This window comes from Sulfolobus sp. A20 (assembly GCF_001719125.1).
Lineage (GTDB): Archaea > Thermoproteota > Thermoprotei_A > Sulfolobales > Sulfolobaceae > Saccharolobus.
The window spans coordinates 1,996,440-2,014,044 of the sequence record NZ_CP017006.1; the positions used below are offsets into that span (position 1 = coordinate 1,996,440).

Below are 17,605 nucleotides of genomic sequence, written 5' to 3' on the forward strand. Positions count from 1 at the left end.
AGATATAATACTATATGGAAAAAGGTTTTTTGTACCCTAATGCTAATAAATTAACCGTATTAACAAATTTAAGCAGGATGGAATAATGGGATTACTAGAAGTATATTCAAATCCAGAAAAGCCAGAGATTCTGTGCTCTTTGATTGACGATAAAGGAAATAAAAAAGAGATCATGTTAATCAAGCTTCAAGATAACGGTATACATGTTTATAAAACACAAGAACATTACATTTTACCTCCTGTCCCTCAAATAGACTCTTTAATAAGGGATGTCATAGAAGAAGTTGCTGAAGAATTGAAAGTAGATTCTATAGTATATAACTCCGGTAATGATGATTCTAATTCAAATTCCTTAGTTCTAAGTAACGACTGGTTTGATGTGGAGAGACTAGCATTAGCATCATCTAAGCATGTTGCCTTATCAAGCGAGATAGATTCCAGGGTGATAGTTAGTATAGTAAAATTTTCTAATAATACTTTCGCGTCAACTGTACTAAGAAAGGAAGATTCGTTTCCGATACTTCAAATATTTATGGATACTTCGTATAACCCACCTTTAATCAAGATATATAATGAGTTGGGACAAGTAGTGGAGTCTAGGAGGGAGTACGTTAGCAATTTTGAGGACTATATAAAGGGTCTTATAAATGAGGATGAGTACGCCATCGTTTATAGAGAATTGTTAGATTATAATTTTATACCTGCCGAGAATTCTACCGAGAATGGTAAGAAGCTCTACGTTGGATGTATATTTAAGTACATTATCAGTTTTAACACTGAGAAAAGGAGTATAATAATAAAGAAGAGGAAATTAGCGAGAGTGTTAAAAGCAATACTTTACCTAGATAAGTTAGTAAATAATGTTGGTGTTGAAGTAATAATAGGTAATCTCACTGATATGGAAAACCTAGATAAAAATATACTAAAATTAAAGACTAAGGCAGAGAAATTACTAGGAAATAAGTTCAAAATAACTAACGTTAGTTACTATGGCGATAGTATGGAATTAATAAAGAATATTAAAGATGTTAAGAAAAGGCGGAATGAAAATTCAAGCAATAAGGAAATACTATACGTTCTGCCAATTGTTTTTATTGTTGTTGCCGATTCAAAAAGGAGATTTGAGGAATATGTAGAGAGGATAATTAAAGGACCAACATCTGATGGCTTAGAGCTACTTGATGAATATTTTAGGCAGAATTTATCTAGTTCGTTTGTAGCATATTTGGCAAATTTAGAGGAAATCTTAATATTATATAATGATATTATTGAAGACTTAGATGATCAAGATGAGTGAAAATAATGTAGTTTATATGTATGTTTCTTCATTTAAACTATCTCAAAACTGGTGGAGTGAGAGTAGGGAAAATAGAAGAAAAATGGTTGATAATATAGAATCAATTGAGTCAAATTTTAGAGAAAATCTAATCTCATTAAAGAGATATATATCTTTGAGATATGATAGTGATATCATTTATTGGATAAGTTCAGAAGACACTTCTAAGATTGTAGAATTTAAATATAATATTCTTAAAAGTTTGAAAAATTTTGGTTTTGAGAGCTTCTCTATGTTATCAGTTTATAAGCCCTCCCCTTACGTTAAAGGTAATTTTAATGTAAAATCTGTGCTCAATGCTGAGCCATTACGTTACTTCATAGCCTATCCTATGAAAAAAAGCGTAGACTGGTATTTATTGCCTTTTGAAGATAGGGAAAAAATTATGAGAGAACACATAGAAATAGCTAAGAAACATCCAAAAAATAAGGGAATTAGATCATATACTACATACTCATTTGGAATTGGGGATTACGAATTTGTAGTGATATATGAAGTACCTTCAATAGAAGATTGGGTCGAGGTAGTCGAAGCCCTTAGAGAGGCTAAAGCTAGAAAATGGGTGATAAAGGAAGAGCCTATATTAGTAGGAGAACTTAAAGGTTTAGATGTGTTTTTAGAATGAGAAGTCCTATTATGGTCTTTGCGTCTTCAATTTTCTTCTCTTTAATCATATTTATCGCATCTTCAATTTTAACCTCTATTGGTTCAATTATCTCATAAGGCTCTGGTCTAGCTCCTACGTATTTCAAATTCTCAGCTAGATATAATCTCATGTACTCACTAGATATTCCAGGGGAGGAATAAAATCCCACTATTTCGGTCAGCTTTTCAGCCTTATATCCTACTTCTTCTATTAACTCTCTTTCAGCAGCCTCTATTGGATTCTCATTTTCCTCAAGAGTTCCAGCAGGTAATTCGTATATCCATTTGCCAATTACGGGTCTATATTGCTTAATTAACACCACCTTTTCATCGTCTAGTCTAGGTATTATTACCACTGAACCCCTATGTTTGATATATTCCAATTCTCTCTCGTAACCATTAGGTAACTTGGTTTTTTCTACGTGAACCTCAAACTTCTTTCCGCTAAAAATTTTCATATATTAATTTTTAGTTTATCTCTTAAGAATTTTTCTATATATCTTAAAGCGAACTCCCAATCTATTTTTAGAAGTATATAACCTAGTATAGCGAAAACTGCTATAGAAATTATAGAGAGCTCAACAACATTAATATCTAGAAATGAAGAAATTAGTTGAATTCCCTCTACTTCGATGCTTATCTCTATACTACTCTTAACTATTTTCCCCACTATCGAGATCAAGATTAGTTTGAGTAATCCTAGCTTTGCTATACCAGAGGCTAGAAATATGTAGTCATCAAGGGGCAAAAATGGGAATATTGAAAATATAAATAATGTAAGATAAAATCCAATACTTTTACTAATTCTCTCTAGAAAAAGTATATTTTTGTTATTCTTTAATGGTTTTCTCACTGCAATACCTAAAGTATACATAACTGTTTTAGATAATGATGCTCCTAATCCACTACATATTATAACTAAGATAAGTGATAGTGGACTTACACCGCTCTTGAGAAGTATACTAGTTGCTATTAACGTGTAAGGAGCACCTAGAAAAGGTGTCGCATTAGTCACAAAGGAAATCACGAATATTACTATCAACGCTTGGATTGATATCATTATTATTATTTACCGGATAATGACTTTTAAGCGTTATGATGTAAAGATGATTTCTATGAAGATTCCCATAAATGTGGACAAAGTTTCAGGTAAGATCGTAGCTGTTAGGGTAGATGGTAAGATGTCGTATAACTATTCTCCAGAATATATTCCATATGGTAGCAAGGTGTTAGCGTTAGAAGTTCAGGATGTTATAGTTCCTAAAGGAAGTCATGTTATTGAGATAATAACTGAGAAAGGGAATTACTTGAAGGCAAAATTTGTGGTTTAGATTATTTAACTTCTTCTCGTATATTAAGACTTTTTATTCTCAGCTTGATGTATACAAATTAGCTGGTGATAACTTATGTGTTTATTTTGCGATATTATTAGCGGAAAGGATAGTGGTTACATAGTTTATGAAGATGATAACGTTGTAGCGTTCTTGGATAAGTTTCCAATCACCCCCGGTCATACTTTAGTAGTTCCGAGGAGGCACTATGAAAACTTCTTAGAAATACCTTCTGAAGTATTATCTTACTTTTGCGAAAGGGTAAAAATAATTGCAGTAGGAGTTAAAAACGCATTAGGAGCTGATGGTATAAGGATTTTAACCAATATAGGAAGAAGCGCGGGTCAAGTTATTTTTCACTCCCATTTTCATATCGTACCCATGTGGTTAAGTGATCCTAATATAGGTATGAACTTCGTGCCTAGGAAAGAGCAACCTAAGGAGTATTATGAATACATACAGAAAATTATAATAGAAAGTTTAAAGAATATTAAATAATAAGGGTTAAATAGAAATGGGAGTAGCTGAAGATTTAAAAGGATTATTAGGGGAGAATTTTCGTGATGATCTAACTGAAAGGCTGTCTCATTCAGCAGATATGGGTTTCATTCCAGAGTTAGTCTGGTCTGGAATCAAGATAAATATTGTACCGGACTACGTAGTATATCCTAGGTCTGTAGAAGATGTTATAAATGTAGTAAAAATAGCCTTAAAGTACAAAGTGCCATTAACACCTTATGGCAGAGGAACTAATAGATACGGTAATGCAATTCCGGCTGATGGTGGAATATTACTAGACTTCTCTAAAATGTCAAACGTTAGTATAGATAAAGCTAATAAAGTAGCTATTGTAGAACCAGGTGCGACATGGAAATTAGTTGACATTTATGCTCAGCAAGAAGGTTTACAACTTAGGACATTTCCCTCATCATATGATTCTTCTGTTGGAGGAGGAATTGCTAGTGATAGTTTAGGTATAGGATCTTATGAATATGGTTTTATCTCGGATAATGTTACATTTGTAGATATCGTTAATCCTAGGGGAGATATAGTAAGATTAGAAGGGAAAGATTTAGCACTTGCTTGTGGTGCTGAAGGTACTACTGGAATTATAGTAAGAGCTGGGATAAAACTGAGGAACTTCTCTCCCACTGAGGCTATGGTAATATCATTCGATAGCCTAGATCAAATGGTCAAGGCAGTTGGAGAGTTTTATAGAGAGGTAATACCAGCATGGCATGTCCAAGTTAGAGGACCTTATATCTCTACATATATGGCAGAAAAATACAAAGCACCTCTAGATCCTCAAAAATGGAACATGGTAATTTTATATCCTTCACCTAGATCCCCGCTAGTAGAACCAAAAGTCTATAAAATCTCTCAAGCTTATGGTGGAAAAGTTTTTGAAGGAGAATGGACTGGTTGGTGGTCTTTTAATCACGGAGTAGTTGCAGCATTAAGAACACAAGGTCTCTTGATACATCAACATGGACTAATACATTACACTGCATTAACGGAACTGCTTAACAATTTATCGAAGACATTAGGGAAAATAGGAGAACTTTCACCAGATGGAGGTTATGATGTCGATATAGCTTTGGAAAGGAGAGAGGTTCTCTTAGTTAATTCGTTTACACAAGTCTCCGTTAATCCCGTTGATAAAAAGATACTTTATGATTTAGCGAAAAATACGCTCATGATGGAGGAGTACATCAAGGTAGGAGGATCTCTATTATCAATTGGAATTTTTGCTCATAAATATGCTAAAAATAGGCTAAATAGCATGGGGAAAACCTTTATGGACTTAGGCGTTGATAGATATGAGGCAATTAAAAAATATAAGGAGGAGGCTGATCCAGAAGAAATATTTAATCCAGGTAAGCTCTTTGATCCTAAGAATAGAGCTAAAGCTGTACTGGAGATACCATCTAGGCAACAAGAGGCCCTACGTTTCAGATTTGGCATAGGAATTGCGAAGAGGCTATCTCCGGGTGGAGAAGTTGACGGTTTTAAACATGTGAGAAGGTATTTAGAAGATTTCGCTGATTATGCCCTAATGTGCATAGATTGTGCTATGTGTGTAACGGTGTGTCCACAATATAGATTAATTCCACAATGGCCATACGCCCCTAAAGGTATGTTTGATTTCGTAAAAGGAGCAATAGCCTACCATGAGTTACAAGGTACCATAGATATTCCAGACAGTGCGATTGCTGAATTATCTGGTTGTCATAAATGTGGTCTTTGTGATGGAGTATGCCCCGCCAAAATACCAATTTCCACATTACTTCTAAAGCTCAATAGTCTTGTGGCTAAGAAAATGCCGGAGGAGCCATCAGTGGATCTTCCTTTATTATCTGATGAGGAATTATCGTCAATAATAGATCCCAATAGTCAGATAATTCTCTGGATAGGAAAAAACATGATGAATAACCCTTCAGTAGCTACAACAGCATTAAAACTGATAAAGAAAATGGGATTAAAAGTGAAAATTATAGGTACCGGTTCAGATAGTGGCTTCTTAGATTACATAAGTGGTAATGGGAATAAGTTTGTCGAAAAGATGAAACAAAATCTTAACGTACTGAGTAATTCATTAGAAATAGTAACTATAACTCCTGAGGACTATAGAACATTTTCAACTGCATATAAGGACTATTCTAAGCTATTGGGAACTGAAGCTTATTTTGAAGTTGTTCCCCTAGAGTTAAGATTGTTAAAGTCGATAATGGTGGAAGGTAATAACGAGAATGTCAATTTGCACATAGCTTGTTTCTCCTCTAGTTACGCAGATGAAATAGTGAGAAGACTTTCTGAAAAAGGATTTAGAGTAAAAAAGATTGAGGGTTGCTCGGGAGCTGTATTAGAAAAAAGCCTAGGTAAAAGAGCAGATCTAATGGCTAAGGCCATAGGGGAGAAGTATGGAAAAATAATTACCTTATGTCCGTTAGCTGCTGCTAAGTTTAGAAGTGTGGGTATTAACGCAATAACCTTAATAGAATTTCTAGCAGAAAAGTTAGGTATTCAATCACCTGAATACCAAGTAATAACTTTCAAGCTTAGTGAAAAAGACAAAGAGTATATTAAATCCTTATTGTTATCTTCATTATTAGGAAGTCTTAACGCAAGAGCTGATGTTATAGCTGATACAGCTACTTTCTCCACCTCAGGCTTAGATGAATATAAGAAGATTATTGAGCCAATTGTTTCTGAGTCTGTGGACGAGATAGCTAAGTCCATAAGTGCTAAGCTTTACGATACGATTAAATCATTGATAACTGAAAAATCATCAAGCAAGCCAATTATTATTGCAGAATACATTAGAGAACTTTCAAATGTTCTATCAACAATAGAGCTAGATAAGGCAATTCAACCATTCATGACTCTGTTGAGGAGCAAAATTAAGGAAGAATATGACGAAAAGGTTGTTAGTTTAGCCTTAATACAACTACTAAGAGAGAATGAGGAGAGGCTCAAGAACATATTATCGACAGAACTTAATAAAATGTAGTTTTATTACATATTTATACTTTTTATTTATAAATAACGACAATTTTTACATTTCAGGATTTGTAAGTGTATATTAGTCACTCATTCTGACTAATAAGACTTCACCATACTTAATATAGCATTTCATATAATTAACTGAAAATCTGATAGTTTATTATTTTATGTATATTTCAATTTTTTATCATTATTAATATTATATAATTAATAACCTACTTAAATATTAACAATTTTAAGATATAACCAAAGGCAAGATTTTTTATTGTTTTTATTCTAGTTGCAATTGGGGCAATTACCCCAAATATTTAAGCTTTAATTACCGGAAAGGGGCAAAGATTAAATATGGGTTATAGAGTTTTCTCTGCAGGGCAATACAAAATACGTCAGAGAGGGGATAAGTATTATGTTTACTTTATAGAGAAGGACGATAGGGGTAAGGTAAAGGAGCATTACGTTGGTCCTTTAGCTGACGTGGTTGAGTTTTACGTTAGAAATGGGGGGAGTGGGGCACTCCCCCACAGTGCGGGGGACGGGATTTGAACCCGTGCAGGCCTTCGCCAGCGGAGCCTCAGTCCGCCCCCTTTGCCCTAGCTCGGGCACCCCCGCACTCTCACCTATATTCTATTTCAACTAGGTATAAAGTTTTACGACTCCATAGTAATTTTGCTCATAGATAAGTTTTAGCCTAGTCTCAGTTGATATTACTTTCTAAATAATTCGAAAAGTTATGATTAGCTTAATTAAAGTCTCATTAAAGCTAAATCGTATCTCCTATAATCCAGTTTTGTTCATTTTATCCTATTCAATTCCTACATTCGTATTGGTCTATCCGTCATTTTTTATACCTATGCTAGCTAAACATTTTCCTTATTGGGAGGCTTTTTTGTTATTATCCTTACCATTTTTGGGTAGGGTTTTTGGTTCAGTGCTCTATCAATTCTTTAGATCTTACACTATACCCTTTATCTTACTTTCTTTACTGACGTTTTTGCAGTCTAATTTATTGTTAATATTTCCAGTTAGGTTTCTCATAGGGGTTCTCTTTGGTCTATTAACTAGTTATGCTGTCGATAACGCTGTGAAGAGTAGTAACAATTTGATACTCGGGTTAACTACTGGAGGCTGGAGTATTGGGTGGGTTTTATCTTATATAGCGTATCAATTCCTACACTCCTTTTATGAGATTAACCTATTCGCTAGTGTTTTAATATTATCCTTATCCTTCTTAGGCATTGGGCAACCATTAAAGGTTCTCAAAGCTAGAGTGAACTTTTCATTTCCTAAAGTCTCGTCTGTTCTAATTTACTTGTCAGCCTTGACTCCCGCATTTGCGTTAGAAGTAATTCCCAGCATACTAGAGAAGATTAATTTAACATGGCTCATTTTACCAGCTTATGTTTTATCAATAATAGCCTACTTGGGGTTACCAATTATTGGTCAGAGAATGGGTATTAGAAAGTGTGTAATAGTCACGATGATAGTTATGTTACTGTCGGGACTATCTACTTTCTTACTTTATCCTTATATGTTATTACCCTTTACAATTTTTGGATTAGGTATTCTGTCGATCGTACCCAAGTATTTAGACTTGAGGGGTGAAAAGAGTGAAAGATTGGGAATGGCACTAAATATTGGTTCAATAGCCGGTATCGCAATTCCTACATTATACTCATTGTTTCCAATTACACCGGAATCGTTTCTAATAGCTTCATCTTTAATGATATTTATATTATGACTTAGGATTATTCAACGATTATTAGATTCTTACTCTTAGTGGTTAAACTTATATGGTGAATCCAATACACATTATAATGATTAGGGATGAGTCTTTGACCAATATGTCCTTAATAAGCAGGAGTTAAAAACTCTGTTAAAGGAATTGAAGAAATGGAAAGCTCCTGCAACCGTCTTGTTATCTCTGTATATCCCTCCGGGTAGACCAGTACCAGATGTGGTTAATCTACTAAGACAAGAGTATTCAATAGCTCAAAACATAAAATTAAAGAGAACTAGAGATGCAGTATTAGCAGCTATAGGTGCTGCCATAGATAGATTAAACAAGATACCTAAAGTGGAAGGTAACGGCTTAGTACTCTTTTGCGGAGAAAATTTTGATACAGAAGACTTCAAATGCTTTATGTTTTCTCCTCCAGAAAAAGTTCCGCTGTTCTTCTATAGGACTGATAAGTCTTTTCACACCGAATTTCTAGAAGATATGGTAGAAGATAGTGGTGTGTATGGTCTAATAATCATAGAAAGGGATCAAGCAACTATAGGCTTACTTAAGGGAAGTAGAATAGAGGTTCTAGAGGAGATGGAAGGTTTTGTGCCCGGTAAACATATGATGGGAGGACAGTCACAGAGAAGAATTGAGAGGATTATAGAAGAAATGTACGATAATTTTCTGAAAGAAGTTGGTGAGAAGGTTAATTCCTATTTCTTACCTTATATCGATAATGGAAAAATGAAAGGGGTATTACTAGGAGGTCCAGGATATGCTAAGGATGATTTCTACAAGGGGGAATATTTTGATTATAGAATAAAGAAGATGATAATACAGCCTCTAATTGATGTTTCAGATCAAGGAGAAGTTGGTTTAAGAGAAATGGTAATGAGAGCACAAGATTTACTAAAGAATCAGCAATATGTAGAGGTCCAAAAATTACTGGAGGAATTAAAGTATCACTTAGCAAAAGATGATGGTCTTATAATTTACGGAATAGATGCAATAAAAAAGGCTGTAGAAATGGGAGCGGTTGATTCGTTAATTATATATGAAGATAGTGGCGATGAAGTCGAGAAACTGTCCCAAGAGGCTGAGAACTATGGTGTTAAGATATATGTTGTAAACGACGAAATTCCAGAGGCAGAGTGGGTTAGGAAAACCTTTAACGGTATTGTCGGTAAGTTAAGATATAGGATATATTAGGTCTATTTAATCATTTTTCTTCTTTTCATCTCTTTTATGATATCCTCTATAGGAATAGGAGGCTCTTCAACTCCATAGTTTTGCTTGAAAAGACTCTTAAGCTCATTTATGTTTGTAGTAAATCTCTCAGCTAATATTTTGTTAATTAAGTTTATTTCATCTTCCCAATAATTCCAAGGATACATAAACCATGCCCATTCTACAATTTCCTCAGCGTAATAATCAGGTACTATTTTTGCAACCGGTTTTATATATTGAAGTGTAGCTGTCTTAATTTCAGAGGGGGTAAAATTCTCTATAACGTATTTCTTGGCTAATTCAATGCTATCTCCGGTATCTGTAATATCATCTATTATCGCGACCTTTTTTCCATCTAAATTAACCTTATAAGGATACTTTATTTTAGCTTGAGGAGTGTGTGATGCTGTTTCAACCCAATGCTCTATCTTTATAGATAGTATGTCTATGACACCTAACATATCTGCTACCAATCTAGATGGAACTAATCCTCCCCTTGCTATAGCAATTATTACATCTGGTATATAATCATCATTTTTCATCTTTTCCGATAATTTCATTGACAATTTTATAATTTCATCCCAAGACACTATTTTAACGGGTATCTTAGGCAAAATTAACTCCCTTAATCTTTTACGTTAGAACTTTATCAATTTTTTGCTCCCCTTGGCAATAGCTTATATCGTAATATATTTTTGTTTTCTAGAGTTCTGATAATTTTATGGCAATAGAATAGGTTTAGTTTCAATGTTATCATAATAACGAATAAAATAAATAGTTGATAAAATTTCCTAAATACTACATTATTATATTGAAATTTGAAATAACACATATAGATCAGAACAACAAGAATATTCGTGATATAATTTTAATCGAATAATTACAAGTGCATTTATTTAAAAACTATATTAAGGTGGAACAGATCATAGGTTAATTTTGCGTTGTAAGTCTTAACTTTTGTTTATAAGCTAATATTGAGAAGATTAATTTGGGATAAAATTGAGTGAAAGAGCTTTACTTGAACTACCTAAGAAATTTATGGAAGAACTATCCGCACCCTTCATAGGGAGGGAGGAAGAAGCGAAGGTAATAGTGTTGGCATTACTAAGTAAGGAGCACGTAATACTAATAGGTGAGCCTGGAACTGCTAAATCGGCATTGGCTAGGAGAGCAGCTGAATTGCTAAATGCAAAATTCTTCATGTATCTTTTAACTAAATACACGGAGCCTGCTGAGTTGTTCGGTGCGTTAGACATTAATGCGTTGAGAGAGGGGCAATATAAGAGAATAACTAAAGACAGATTACCAGAAAGTCAAATAGCATTTTTAGATGAAATATTTAACGCTAATTCTGCTATATTAAATGCACTATTATCACTGCTTAATGAAAGGGTAATATATGATGGTTATAATGTTATAAGGGTTCCTTTAAGGACATTGATTAGCGCATCTAACAGAGTTCCAGATGAGCCAGAATTAGAAGCTTTATACGATAGGCTATTGTTAAGACATTACGCAAGACCTGTCGGAGAAGAATTATGGAAACAGTTATTAGATGCTACATGGGAGATAGAATTCACAAGTAAGTGGTCCGTTAAAGAACCGATAATGAATGTTGAACATCTAGATAAGCTATATTCGTATCTTCAGCAAGTAGATTTATCTGGCGTAAAGAATAAGCTCCTTAAATTATATGCAATGTTAGAAGAAAAAGGCATTCATTTAACTGATAGAAGAAAAGGTAAAGTGCTGAAGATAGTTTCAGCCCATGCGATATTAAATGGAAGATTAAAAGCATCGGAAGAAGATCTCATAGTATTGAAATATATAGCACCAAGAGAAATAGATGACTTTGAAAAAGTTTCTGCTCTATTATCTGAGGAACTAAAGACACCTATAAAGTATATGAAAGAATTGAATGAAATATATAACAATATCAAGGAGGCATCAAAATATGTAGATGCTGCTAACGAATCAGATCCTAGATTAATAGAATTGATAAGAAGCCTAAGGGCTACAAGAGATAGGATTATACAGCTGGGCAAAGAAAGTGGTGATGAAAAAGTAGAGGAATTTTCTAAAGAAGTTTTGAGTGAGATAGACAGATTAATAGAAAAAGTTGCGAGAAAGTTGGGGATATACCCATGAGTGAAGATGATGGAGTACTAAGAGGAATAGATTATAGAGATCCCCTTGTTAAATATAGAGGGGAAAGGATTTCATATACATTAAAGAAATTGTTAGGAAGAGATATACAGTTGAAAGAGAATTTTCTAATTGATATGTATTATGTACATTATTTACCCTTACCTATGACTAAGAGTAAAAGCGATGTAAGAAAAGATCAAGAGTTAATGTACTCTTTAGTAGATTCTACGTTGTCATCAGATATTGTGTTGAAGAACAGGGAGTATTCTATAGTAAACTCTGCAGTTAGTTTAGCATTAACAGTGAGTTATGTACAAAACTTGATAGAAGAATTAGAAAGAATTAGGAAGACCTCACAATCAATGGAGGAAAGAGAGGCAGCTGAGGAGATTTTAAACGGTATTATGAAGGGTGGTTCTCCTAAAGAAGGTAAAGAGCAAAAGAACGTTAAACAGCAGACAATGGAAAAAGTTATGAAACAAGCTCATGAGAAAGCCTTATCGAAAGCCATGGAAGATGCTGAATCAGTGAGGGATTTACAAAAAATAGTTGGCGGGAACGGAGCTGGAACTGGTAGTGTATTGACTTTTGAAGGTGAGATTCATGAGGTTTTAAGATTAGCTAGAAACACTGAAGTTAAGAAAATACTGGAGTTTTTAAGCGGAATTCCAAAATTGGGAAGTATAACTAAGAGGAGAACTACTAGGTTCTCGAAAGGAGAACTTTACGGATATGAAGAAGGTAGTGATATTGAAAGAGTAGTATATTCTGAATTAGCACTCCCTGATGTATTATTTTACCTAAAATTAGCTGAAGGGCAATTACTATTATATCAAAAACAGATCAAGGAGACTTTGGGACCAATCTACTTGTTACTTGATAAATCTGGCAGTATGGACGGAGAAAAGATCTTATGGGCAAAGGCGGTAGCTTTAGCGTTATATAGCAGAGCGAGGAGGGAAAATAGGGACTTCTACTTAAGATTCTTCGATAATATACCTTATCCCTTAATAAAAGTTCAGAAGAATGCTAAAAGTAAGGATGTCATAAAAATGATAGAATACATAGGAAAGATAAGAGGAGGGGGAGGAACAGATATTAGCAGATCTGTGATATCTGCTTGTGAAGACATAAAAGAAGGTCATGTAAAAGGAGTAAGCGAAATAATCCTATTAACAGATGGAGAGGATAAAATAGCTGAAACTACAGTTAGAAGATCGTTAAAGGAAGCTAACTCCCAGTTAATTAGTGTTATGATCAGAGGAGATAATGCAGATCTGAAGAGGGTTTCAGACGAATACCTTGTTGTGTACAAGTTAGATCATAATGATCTAATTAAAATAGTTGAGGCCTAATAAATAAGGAGGCCTCAACTTCATCCTCCCACGTGACTCGCGGGCGTCTGTTGAGTATGGCCGTACTTAAATCTTTGAATAAAAATTTATGAAGTTTTCTGTTGTTGTTTCAAACTATTAAGATAATTTTTTATGTAATCCATATCGCTCTTTAATCCATCTACATTATATTCTCTTAGCCACATTAATCCTCCTGCCGCATCAACTATTTCTCCGTTTAACTTAAGATCTTTCCTTCTGTCTTTCCAGTTAAAAACAATTTTAGAAATTATTAATACATATAGGTCTCCATCATTTCTTAAATGTATCTTCCCCCAGAATAAGTCGTTAAAAGAATAGTTAGCTTCATTTGCGAAAGGTTCTCTACCGGGCCTCTCAGATACTGGGATCCAATTATCCATTTTTCCTCCTGAACTCTCAATAACCTTTTTTATCTCATCCTTCATCATATTATCCCCTTGCTTCTTAATACTTCCTTAGCGATATTTCCAATTCCTAACTCGTCTGGACTTAAGCCAAACGCTAGTCCTAATAACTGTGTTACATAAATGGCAGGCATCATCCAATTTACGTTAAACTCAGCCTTTACCTTCAATTGAAGAGAGTCTAATTGTAGGTGACATAATGAGCAAGGATGTATTATGAGATCAGCGCCACCACTTTTCGCACTATTTAGCACATTATAAGCTAGTTTTAACCCGCCTTTTGGATTACTCCCCATAAGTGGAAATCCGCAACAAGCTGTCATCATAGGGAATGTGACTGGAGTTGCACCAGTAACTGAAACCAGATCTGATAAACTATGAGGATTATAAGCGTTCTCAAATCCCATAATTTGCTCTGGTCTAAGCATTTGGCAACCGTAATATGTACCCACTTTAAGCCCAGTTAATGGCTTCTTGATATGCTTTTTAATATTTTCTATTCCAACATCTCTTAATAAGACCCAAACTATATGCTCAGCACTAACTTTGCCATCATATTTAACTGAAGTCCCTTGAAGTCTATTATCCACTTTTCTTCTTAAGTCCTTATCCTCATTATATTTGTAAGTTGCTAGTCTATGGCTGTGTAAGCAAACACTACATGGTGTTGTCATCTTATCTAAACCTATCTTCTCTACTTGTGATAGGTTTCTCAAGTTTAATGCAGCATGCCCTATTTCGTCATATTCATCGAGGAAACCTCCTCCACAACAGTTCCAATCAGGTACTTCGATTAATTCTATGCCCAAAATCTCTGCAACCTTTTTAGTAGCTACATCTACGTCTTTAGATAAGCCATGTGTCGCACAACCTGGATAATAGGCTATTTTCATTTTTTCTCACCACCTAAAATCTTTTTGATTTCATTTATATTTTGAACATTCTTTTCTTGCACTAGCGCATATTTAAGCTTTCCGGTTTTAGACATATAAATTAAATCTGTTAGCGACTGGATCAGTCCATATGTCTTCAAGTAAACCATTCCTTCAAGCAATTTGCCAGTTTGTTTTATAGAATCATAAATAGCTTCTACGTGTTTTTCTCCTCTTTTAGCCACTTCAGACTTATCAGAGTAATTCTTAGTAAAGCTTCTAGTCTTTTTAATAGCTGTTACTGGCTCAATATCTCTTGGACATACATTGAAGCATTGGTAACAGTAAGTACAACGCCATGAACTATCAATTAGTATTTTCATCCTTTCATCGGTTATAGTATCTCTTGGGTCTGCTAAGAACCTGTAACCTTTAGCGTGAGCTGCAGGACCTAAGAATTCCGAATCAATTCTCACTGCAGGGCATGCCGATACGCAAAGTCCACACCATATACATTGTGCGAATTTCCACAATTCTTTCTGATCTTCAGGCTTTAATCTATGCTCAGCTTTTTCCTCTAGCACTTCTTTTGATGGATATAATCTAGGTTTTACCTTAAACATCCTATCATAAAATTCATCCCAATCAACAACTAGATCTTTAATTGGTTTAAAGTAATCCATTGGCTCTATAGTTATTACGTTATTATTGTATTTCTTAACAATATCTAGGACTAAAGTTTTACATGCTAATCTGGGTTCTCCATTTATCTTCATTCCACAGCTTCCGCATACAGCCATGTGACATGATGCTCTATATGATAGAGTTGAGTCTTGCTCACTCTTTATTCTTCTTAGTGCTTCTGTAAATTGTGTAAACCTGTCAACCTTTATTTTATACTCACTCCACCAATCTCCTTTCTCTGGACTAAACCTTTTTACTTTAAATACTACTTCTTGTTCTTGGAGGTTCTGTGACATTTAGTACACCCTAGGTTCAGGCTTCCATCTTGTCATTTTAACCGGCTTATACGTAATCTCTACTGTATTACCCCTTAAGTAAGCTATTGTATGCTTCAGCCAATTATTATCATCTCTTTCTGGATAATCAGTCCTATAATGGGCTCCCCTAGACTCTTTTCTATCTAAAGCTGATTTAGCAATTACTATAGCTAGATCTAACATATTTCTTAGCTCAAGAGCGTTAAAGAACTCAGTATTGTAAACTTTACTCTTATCTGTAACGTACATTTTGCTTACCATATCCCTTAAATTATTTATCTCGGACATTGCATTTAATAAACCTCCCTCATCTCTAAATATTCCTACGTTATCCCACATTACATCTCTCAACTTCTCTAATATTTCACCAAAATGAACTCCACTTTCGCTCTTTACGAACTTATAAGCATCATCGACTACCTTCTCAGCCTCCTTCTCGTAGTTGGAAGTTGGTGTATTGGGGTTACTTCTTAAGAACTCAACAACAGTTCTTCCAGTCTCTTGACCAAAGACCAATGTATCTAATAAAGAGTTAGATCCTAATCGGTTTGCTCCGTGTACGGATACGCAAGCCGCTTCTCCAGCTGAATATAATCCTATGAGATCAGGGTTTCTTCCCTTAATATCTACATCTATACCTCCCATATAATAATGCTGGGCTGGTCTGACCGGTATGGGCTCATTAATTGCATCAACTCCAGCGAAGTTCTTAGCTGCTTCATAAGCCAATGCCAATCTCTCTTTTATATATTCCTCACCAAGGTGAGTCAAATCTAATCCTACATATCCCCCCGGATATCCTCTACCTTCCCTTATTTCTGTTATTATAGATCTGGACACAATATCTCTCGGAGCTAAGTCCAATTTCTTCGGAGCATATTTAGCCATAAACCTCTCTCCTTTTATATTCTTTAAAATCGCTCCTTCACCTCTAGCAGCTTCACTAATCAAAATATCAGATGGGTATAACGCTGTGGGATGAAACTGGACAAACTCTGGATCTTTTAAGGCAGCTCCAGCTCTCAATGCAATTCCAAATCCATCTCCGGTATTAATGTAACTGTTTGTAGTATGTCTATAAAGCATTCCCATACCTCCAGATGCTATAACAACTGCTTTGGTTTTGAAGAAATACGGTGTCATAGTCTTCATTGGCATCGCAACTAAACCTACAACTCTTTTATTATCTGTAACTAGATCTAAAGCAAACCATTCGTTGTAAAAATCTACTGATAAGCCAGATACTCTTTCAAATAATGTGTGCAACAGTGCCATACCAGTTTTATCTCCTACGAATCTTGTTCTAGGATACGTTTGTCCTCCGAAATATCTGACTGCAATTCTTCCATCTGGTTGTCTATTGAATAGTGCACCCCATCTTTCAAGTAACATTGCAATTTCTCCAGATTTATTTGAAAGTAGTTCTGCCGCGTCTTGGTCTACTAAATAGTCTCCTCCTTTAACAGTATCGTAAGTCATATAATCTGGGTTATCGTTTGGATCAGAATTTCCTGGAATGTATGCAGCTATACCTCCTTCTGCAGCAGCGGAGTGTGACCTGGTAGGAAAAACCTTAGATATTACGGCAACTTTGTAACCCGCTGAAGCTATCTCATGTGCACTCATTAGCCCCGCTAATCCACCTCCAATTACAACTGCGTCATATTCGATTTTCTCCATATGTCATTATATTCATCATCTAGTTTTTAAGTATTCTTTCAACTATATTTTAACTTAAACTTATATAAAGATTGAGATTTCAAAAACCTTGTTTAAACAAGAATCTTGTTTTCTAGCTTTACCGATCTGACTTCTTCCCCTTAGAGGGATCCCCTAGTCCACTCTCGTATGAGGGGCAGTCAAGAGAGACTCAGAGAACAATACAAATTCACTATTGAAATAACTTCCGTATCATTTTCATAACTGCAATTAACGCAACGAAAGTATCTATAACCAACCTCTTCATCTCATTACCATGTTTTGGATAATAGGTAGATGAGAAACTAGGGTCAACATAAACAACTCTAAGATCATGTTT

The 17,605-nt window shown here is 34.8% G+C and carries 16 protein-coding genes, 1 tRNA gene and 1 pseudogene; 10 read left to right on the forward strand and 8 right to left on the reverse strand.

What is annotated here, in order from left to right; genetic code table 11:
* Nucleotides 1-85 precede the first annotated feature (85 nt).
* Together BFU36_RS10360 and BFU36_RS10365 are read left to right on the forward strand one after the other, a co-directional pair.
* Entirely contained in the window at nt 86-1,297 is a 1,212-nt protein-coding gene (locus BFU36_RS10360) for a hypothetical protein (protein ID WP_069283957.1), read from the forward strand.
* Nucleotides 1,290-1,961: a chlorite dismutase family protein gene (locus tag BFU36_RS10365; protein ID WP_069283958.1), complete on the forward strand. Its 672-nt coding sequence runs from the start codon at nt 1,290-1,292 to the stop codon at nt 1,959-1,961. The genes BFU36_RS10360 and BFU36_RS10365 overlap by 8 nt, the downstream gene beginning before the upstream one ends.
* Here the strand turns inward: BFU36_RS10365 and BFU36_RS10370 are convergent.
* Together BFU36_RS10370 and BFU36_RS10375 are read right to left on the reverse strand one after the other, a co-directional pair.
* Nucleotides 1,933-2,439 carry an NUDIX hydrolase gene (locus BFU36_RS10370; protein ID WP_069283959.1) on the reverse strand — a complete coding sequence of 169 codons (507 nt, stop codon included), beginning with the start codon at nt 2,437-2,439 and terminating at the stop codon, nt 1,933-1,935. The genes BFU36_RS10365 and BFU36_RS10370 overlap by 29 nt on opposite strands.
* Nucleotides 2,436-3,041 (reverse strand): hypothetical protein, encoded by a 606-nt coding sequence (locus BFU36_RS10375; protein WP_069283960.1) that lies wholly within the window; start codon nt 3,039-3,041, stop codon nt 2,436-2,438. The genes BFU36_RS10370 and BFU36_RS10375 overlap by 4 nt, the downstream gene beginning before the upstream one ends.
* 55 nt (nt 3,042-3,096) lie before the next feature.
* Between BFU36_RS10375 and BFU36_RS10380 the strand changes: the two genes are divergently transcribed.
* The 4 genes from BFU36_RS10380 (at nt 3,097) to BFU36_RS10395 (ending at nt 7,359) form a co-directional block, all read left to right on the forward strand.
* Nucleotides 3,097-3,312, forward strand: coding sequence for a hypothetical protein (locus BFU36_RS10380; protein WP_069283961.1), 216 nt, complete (start codon nt 3,097-3,099; stop codon nt 3,310-3,312).
* Between the two features lie 75 nt (nt 3,313-3,387).
* The gene (locus BFU36_RS10385) at nt 3,388-3,810 is read left to right on the forward strand and encodes an HIT family protein (protein WP_069283962.1); all 423 of its coding nucleotides are present in this window, start codon (nt 3,388-3,390) and stop codon (nt 3,808-3,810) included.
* 16 nt (nt 3,811-3,826) lie between these two features.
* Nucleotides 3,827-6,823: an FAD-binding and (Fe-S)-binding domain-containing protein gene (locus BFU36_RS10390; RefSeq protein WP_069283963.1), complete on the forward strand. Its 2,997-nt coding sequence runs from the start codon at nt 3,827-3,829 to the stop codon at nt 6,821-6,823.
* 338 nt (nt 6,824-7,161) lie between these two features.
* Nucleotides 7,162-7,359 (forward strand): putative integrase, encoded by a 198-nt coding sequence (locus BFU36_RS10395; protein ID WP_083216391.1) that lies wholly within the window; start codon nt 7,162-7,164, stop codon nt 7,357-7,359.
* Here the strand turns inward: BFU36_RS10395 and BFU36_RS10400 are convergent.
* Nucleotides 7,341-7,425: transfer RNA gene (locus BFU36_RS10400), tRNA-Leu, on the reverse strand. The two genes, BFU36_RS10395 and BFU36_RS10400, sit on opposite strands and share 19 nt — an antisense overlap.
* Nucleotides 7,426-7,546: 121 nt before the next feature.
* Here BFU36_RS10400 and BFU36_RS10405 point away from each other — a divergent pair.
* Both BFU36_RS10405 and prf1 read left to right on the forward strand, forming a co-directional pair.
* Entirely contained in the window at nt 7,547-8,554 is a 1,008-nt protein-coding gene (locus BFU36_RS10405; RefSeq protein ID WP_069283964.1) for a transporter, read from the forward strand.
* A 123-nt stretch (nt 8,555-8,677) separates the two neighbouring features.
* Nucleotides 8,678-9,748 (forward strand): annotated as a pseudogene (gene prf1, locus BFU36_RS10410) (peptide chain release factor aRF-1); the annotation flags it as partial.
* Nucleotides 9,749-9,750: 2 nt separating this feature from the next.
* On the opposite strand, the gene BFU36_RS10415 reads toward prf1, so the two are convergent.
* On the reverse strand, nt 9,751-10,380 hold the full coding sequence (locus BFU36_RS10415) for a phosphoribosyltransferase (protein ID WP_069283965.1): 630 nt from the start codon (nt 10,378-10,380) through the stop codon (nt 9,751-9,753).
* A 385-nt stretch (nt 10,381-10,765) separates the two neighbouring features.
* On the opposite strand from BFU36_RS10415, the gene BFU36_RS10420 reads away from it, so the two are divergent.
* Together BFU36_RS10420 and BFU36_RS10425 are read left to right on the forward strand one after the other, a co-directional pair.
* Entirely contained in the window at nt 10,766-11,914 is a 1,149-nt protein-coding gene (locus BFU36_RS10420; RefSeq protein ID WP_069283966.1) for an AAA family ATPase, read from the forward strand.
* A complete protein-coding gene (locus tag BFU36_RS10425) occupies nt 11,911-13,269 on the forward strand; it encodes a VWA domain-containing protein (RefSeq protein WP_069283967.1) in 1,359 nt (452 codons plus the stop codon). Before BFU36_RS10420 ends, BFU36_RS10425 begins: the two co-directional genes overlap by 4 nt.
* An 86-nt stretch (nt 13,270-13,355) precedes the next feature.
* On the opposite strand, the gene BFU36_RS10430 is transcribed toward BFU36_RS10425, so the two are convergent.
* The 4 genes from BFU36_RS10430 to BFU36_RS10445 are packed head-to-tail and all read right to left on the reverse strand — an operon-like array spanning nt 13,356 to nt 17,247.
* Complete coding sequence (locus tag BFU36_RS10430; RefSeq protein WP_069284719.1) at nt 13,356-13,715, reverse strand: succinate dehydrogenase; 360 nt, start codon at nt 13,713-13,715, stop codon at nt 13,356-13,358.
* Nucleotides 13,715-14,587: a CoB--CoM heterodisulfide reductase iron-sulfur subunit B family protein gene (locus BFU36_RS10435; RefSeq protein ID WP_069283968.1), complete on the reverse strand. Its 873-nt coding sequence runs from the start codon at nt 14,585-14,587 to the stop codon at nt 13,715-13,717. Before BFU36_RS10435 ends, BFU36_RS10430 begins: the two co-directional genes overlap by 1 nt.
* Nucleotides 14,584-15,546 carry a succinate dehydrogenase/fumarate reductase iron-sulfur subunit gene (locus BFU36_RS10440; protein WP_069283969.1) on the reverse strand — a complete coding sequence of 321 codons (963 nt, stop codon included), beginning with the start codon at nt 15,544-15,546 and terminating at the stop codon, nt 14,584-14,586. Before BFU36_RS10440 ends, BFU36_RS10435 begins: the two co-directional genes overlap by 4 nt.
* Nucleotides 15,547-17,247, reverse strand: coding sequence for a succinate dehydrogenase flavoprotein subunit (locus tag BFU36_RS10445; protein WP_069283970.1), 1,701 nt, complete (start codon nt 17,245-17,247; stop codon nt 15,547-15,549).
* Between the last annotated feature and the right edge of the window lie 358 nt (nt 17,248-17,605).

What these genes read in the sequence shown, in the direction of transcription:
- BFU36_RS10360 (WP_069283957.1), top strand. Translation starts at nt 86, where the DNA reads ATGGGATTACTAGAAGTATATTCAAATCCAGAAAAGCCAGAGATTCTG.
- BFU36_RS10365 (WP_069283958.1), top strand. Translation starts at nt 1,290, where the DNA reads ATGAGTGAAAATAATGTAGTTTATATGTATGTTTCTTCATTTAAACTA.
- BFU36_RS10370 (WP_069283959.1), bottom strand. Translation starts at nt 2,439, where the DNA reads ATGAAAATTTTTAGCGGAAAGAAGTTTGAGGTTCACGTAGAAAAAACC.
- BFU36_RS10375 (WP_069283960.1), bottom strand. Translation starts at nt 3,041, where the DNA reads ATGATATCAATCCAAGCGTTGATAGTAATATTCGTGATTTCCTTTGTG.
- BFU36_RS10380 (WP_069283961.1), top strand. Translation starts at nt 3,097, where the DNA reads ATGAAGATTCCCATAAATGTGGACAAAGTTTCAGGTAAGATCGTAGCT.
- BFU36_RS10385 (WP_069283962.1), top strand. Translation starts at nt 3,388, where the DNA reads ATGTGTTTATTTTGCGATATTATTAGCGGAAAGGATAGTGGTTACATA.
- BFU36_RS10390 (WP_069283963.1), top strand. Translation starts at nt 3,827, where the DNA reads ATGGGAGTAGCTGAAGATTTAAAAGGATTATTAGGGGAGAATTTTCGT.
- BFU36_RS10395 (WP_083216391.1), top strand. Translation starts at nt 7,162, where the DNA reads ATGGGTTATAGAGTTTTCTCTGCAGGGCAATACAAAATACGTCAGAGA.
- BFU36_RS10405 (WP_069283964.1), top strand. Translation starts at nt 7,547, where the DNA reads ATGATTAGCTTAATTAAAGTCTCATTAAAGCTAAATCGTATCTCCTAT.
- BFU36_RS10425 (WP_069283967.1), top strand. Translation starts at nt 11,911, where the DNA reads ATGAGTGAAGATGATGGAGTACTAAGAGGAATAGATTATAGAGATCCC.
- BFU36_RS10430 (WP_069284719.1), bottom strand. Translation starts at nt 13,715, where the DNA reads ATGAAGGATGAGATAAAAAAGGTTATTGAGAGTTCAGGAGGAAAAATG.
- BFU36_RS10435 (WP_069283968.1), bottom strand. Translation starts at nt 14,587, where the DNA reads ATGAAAATAGCCTATTATCCAGGTTGTGCGACACATGGCTTATCTAAA.
- BFU36_RS10440 (WP_069283969.1), bottom strand. Translation starts at nt 15,546, where the DNA reads ATGTCACAGAACCTCCAAGAACAAGAAGTAGTATTTAAAGTAAAAAGG.
- BFU36_RS10445 (WP_069283970.1), bottom strand. Translation starts at nt 17,247, where the DNA reads ATGGAGAAAATCGAATATGACGCAGTTGTAATTGGAGGTGGATTAGCG.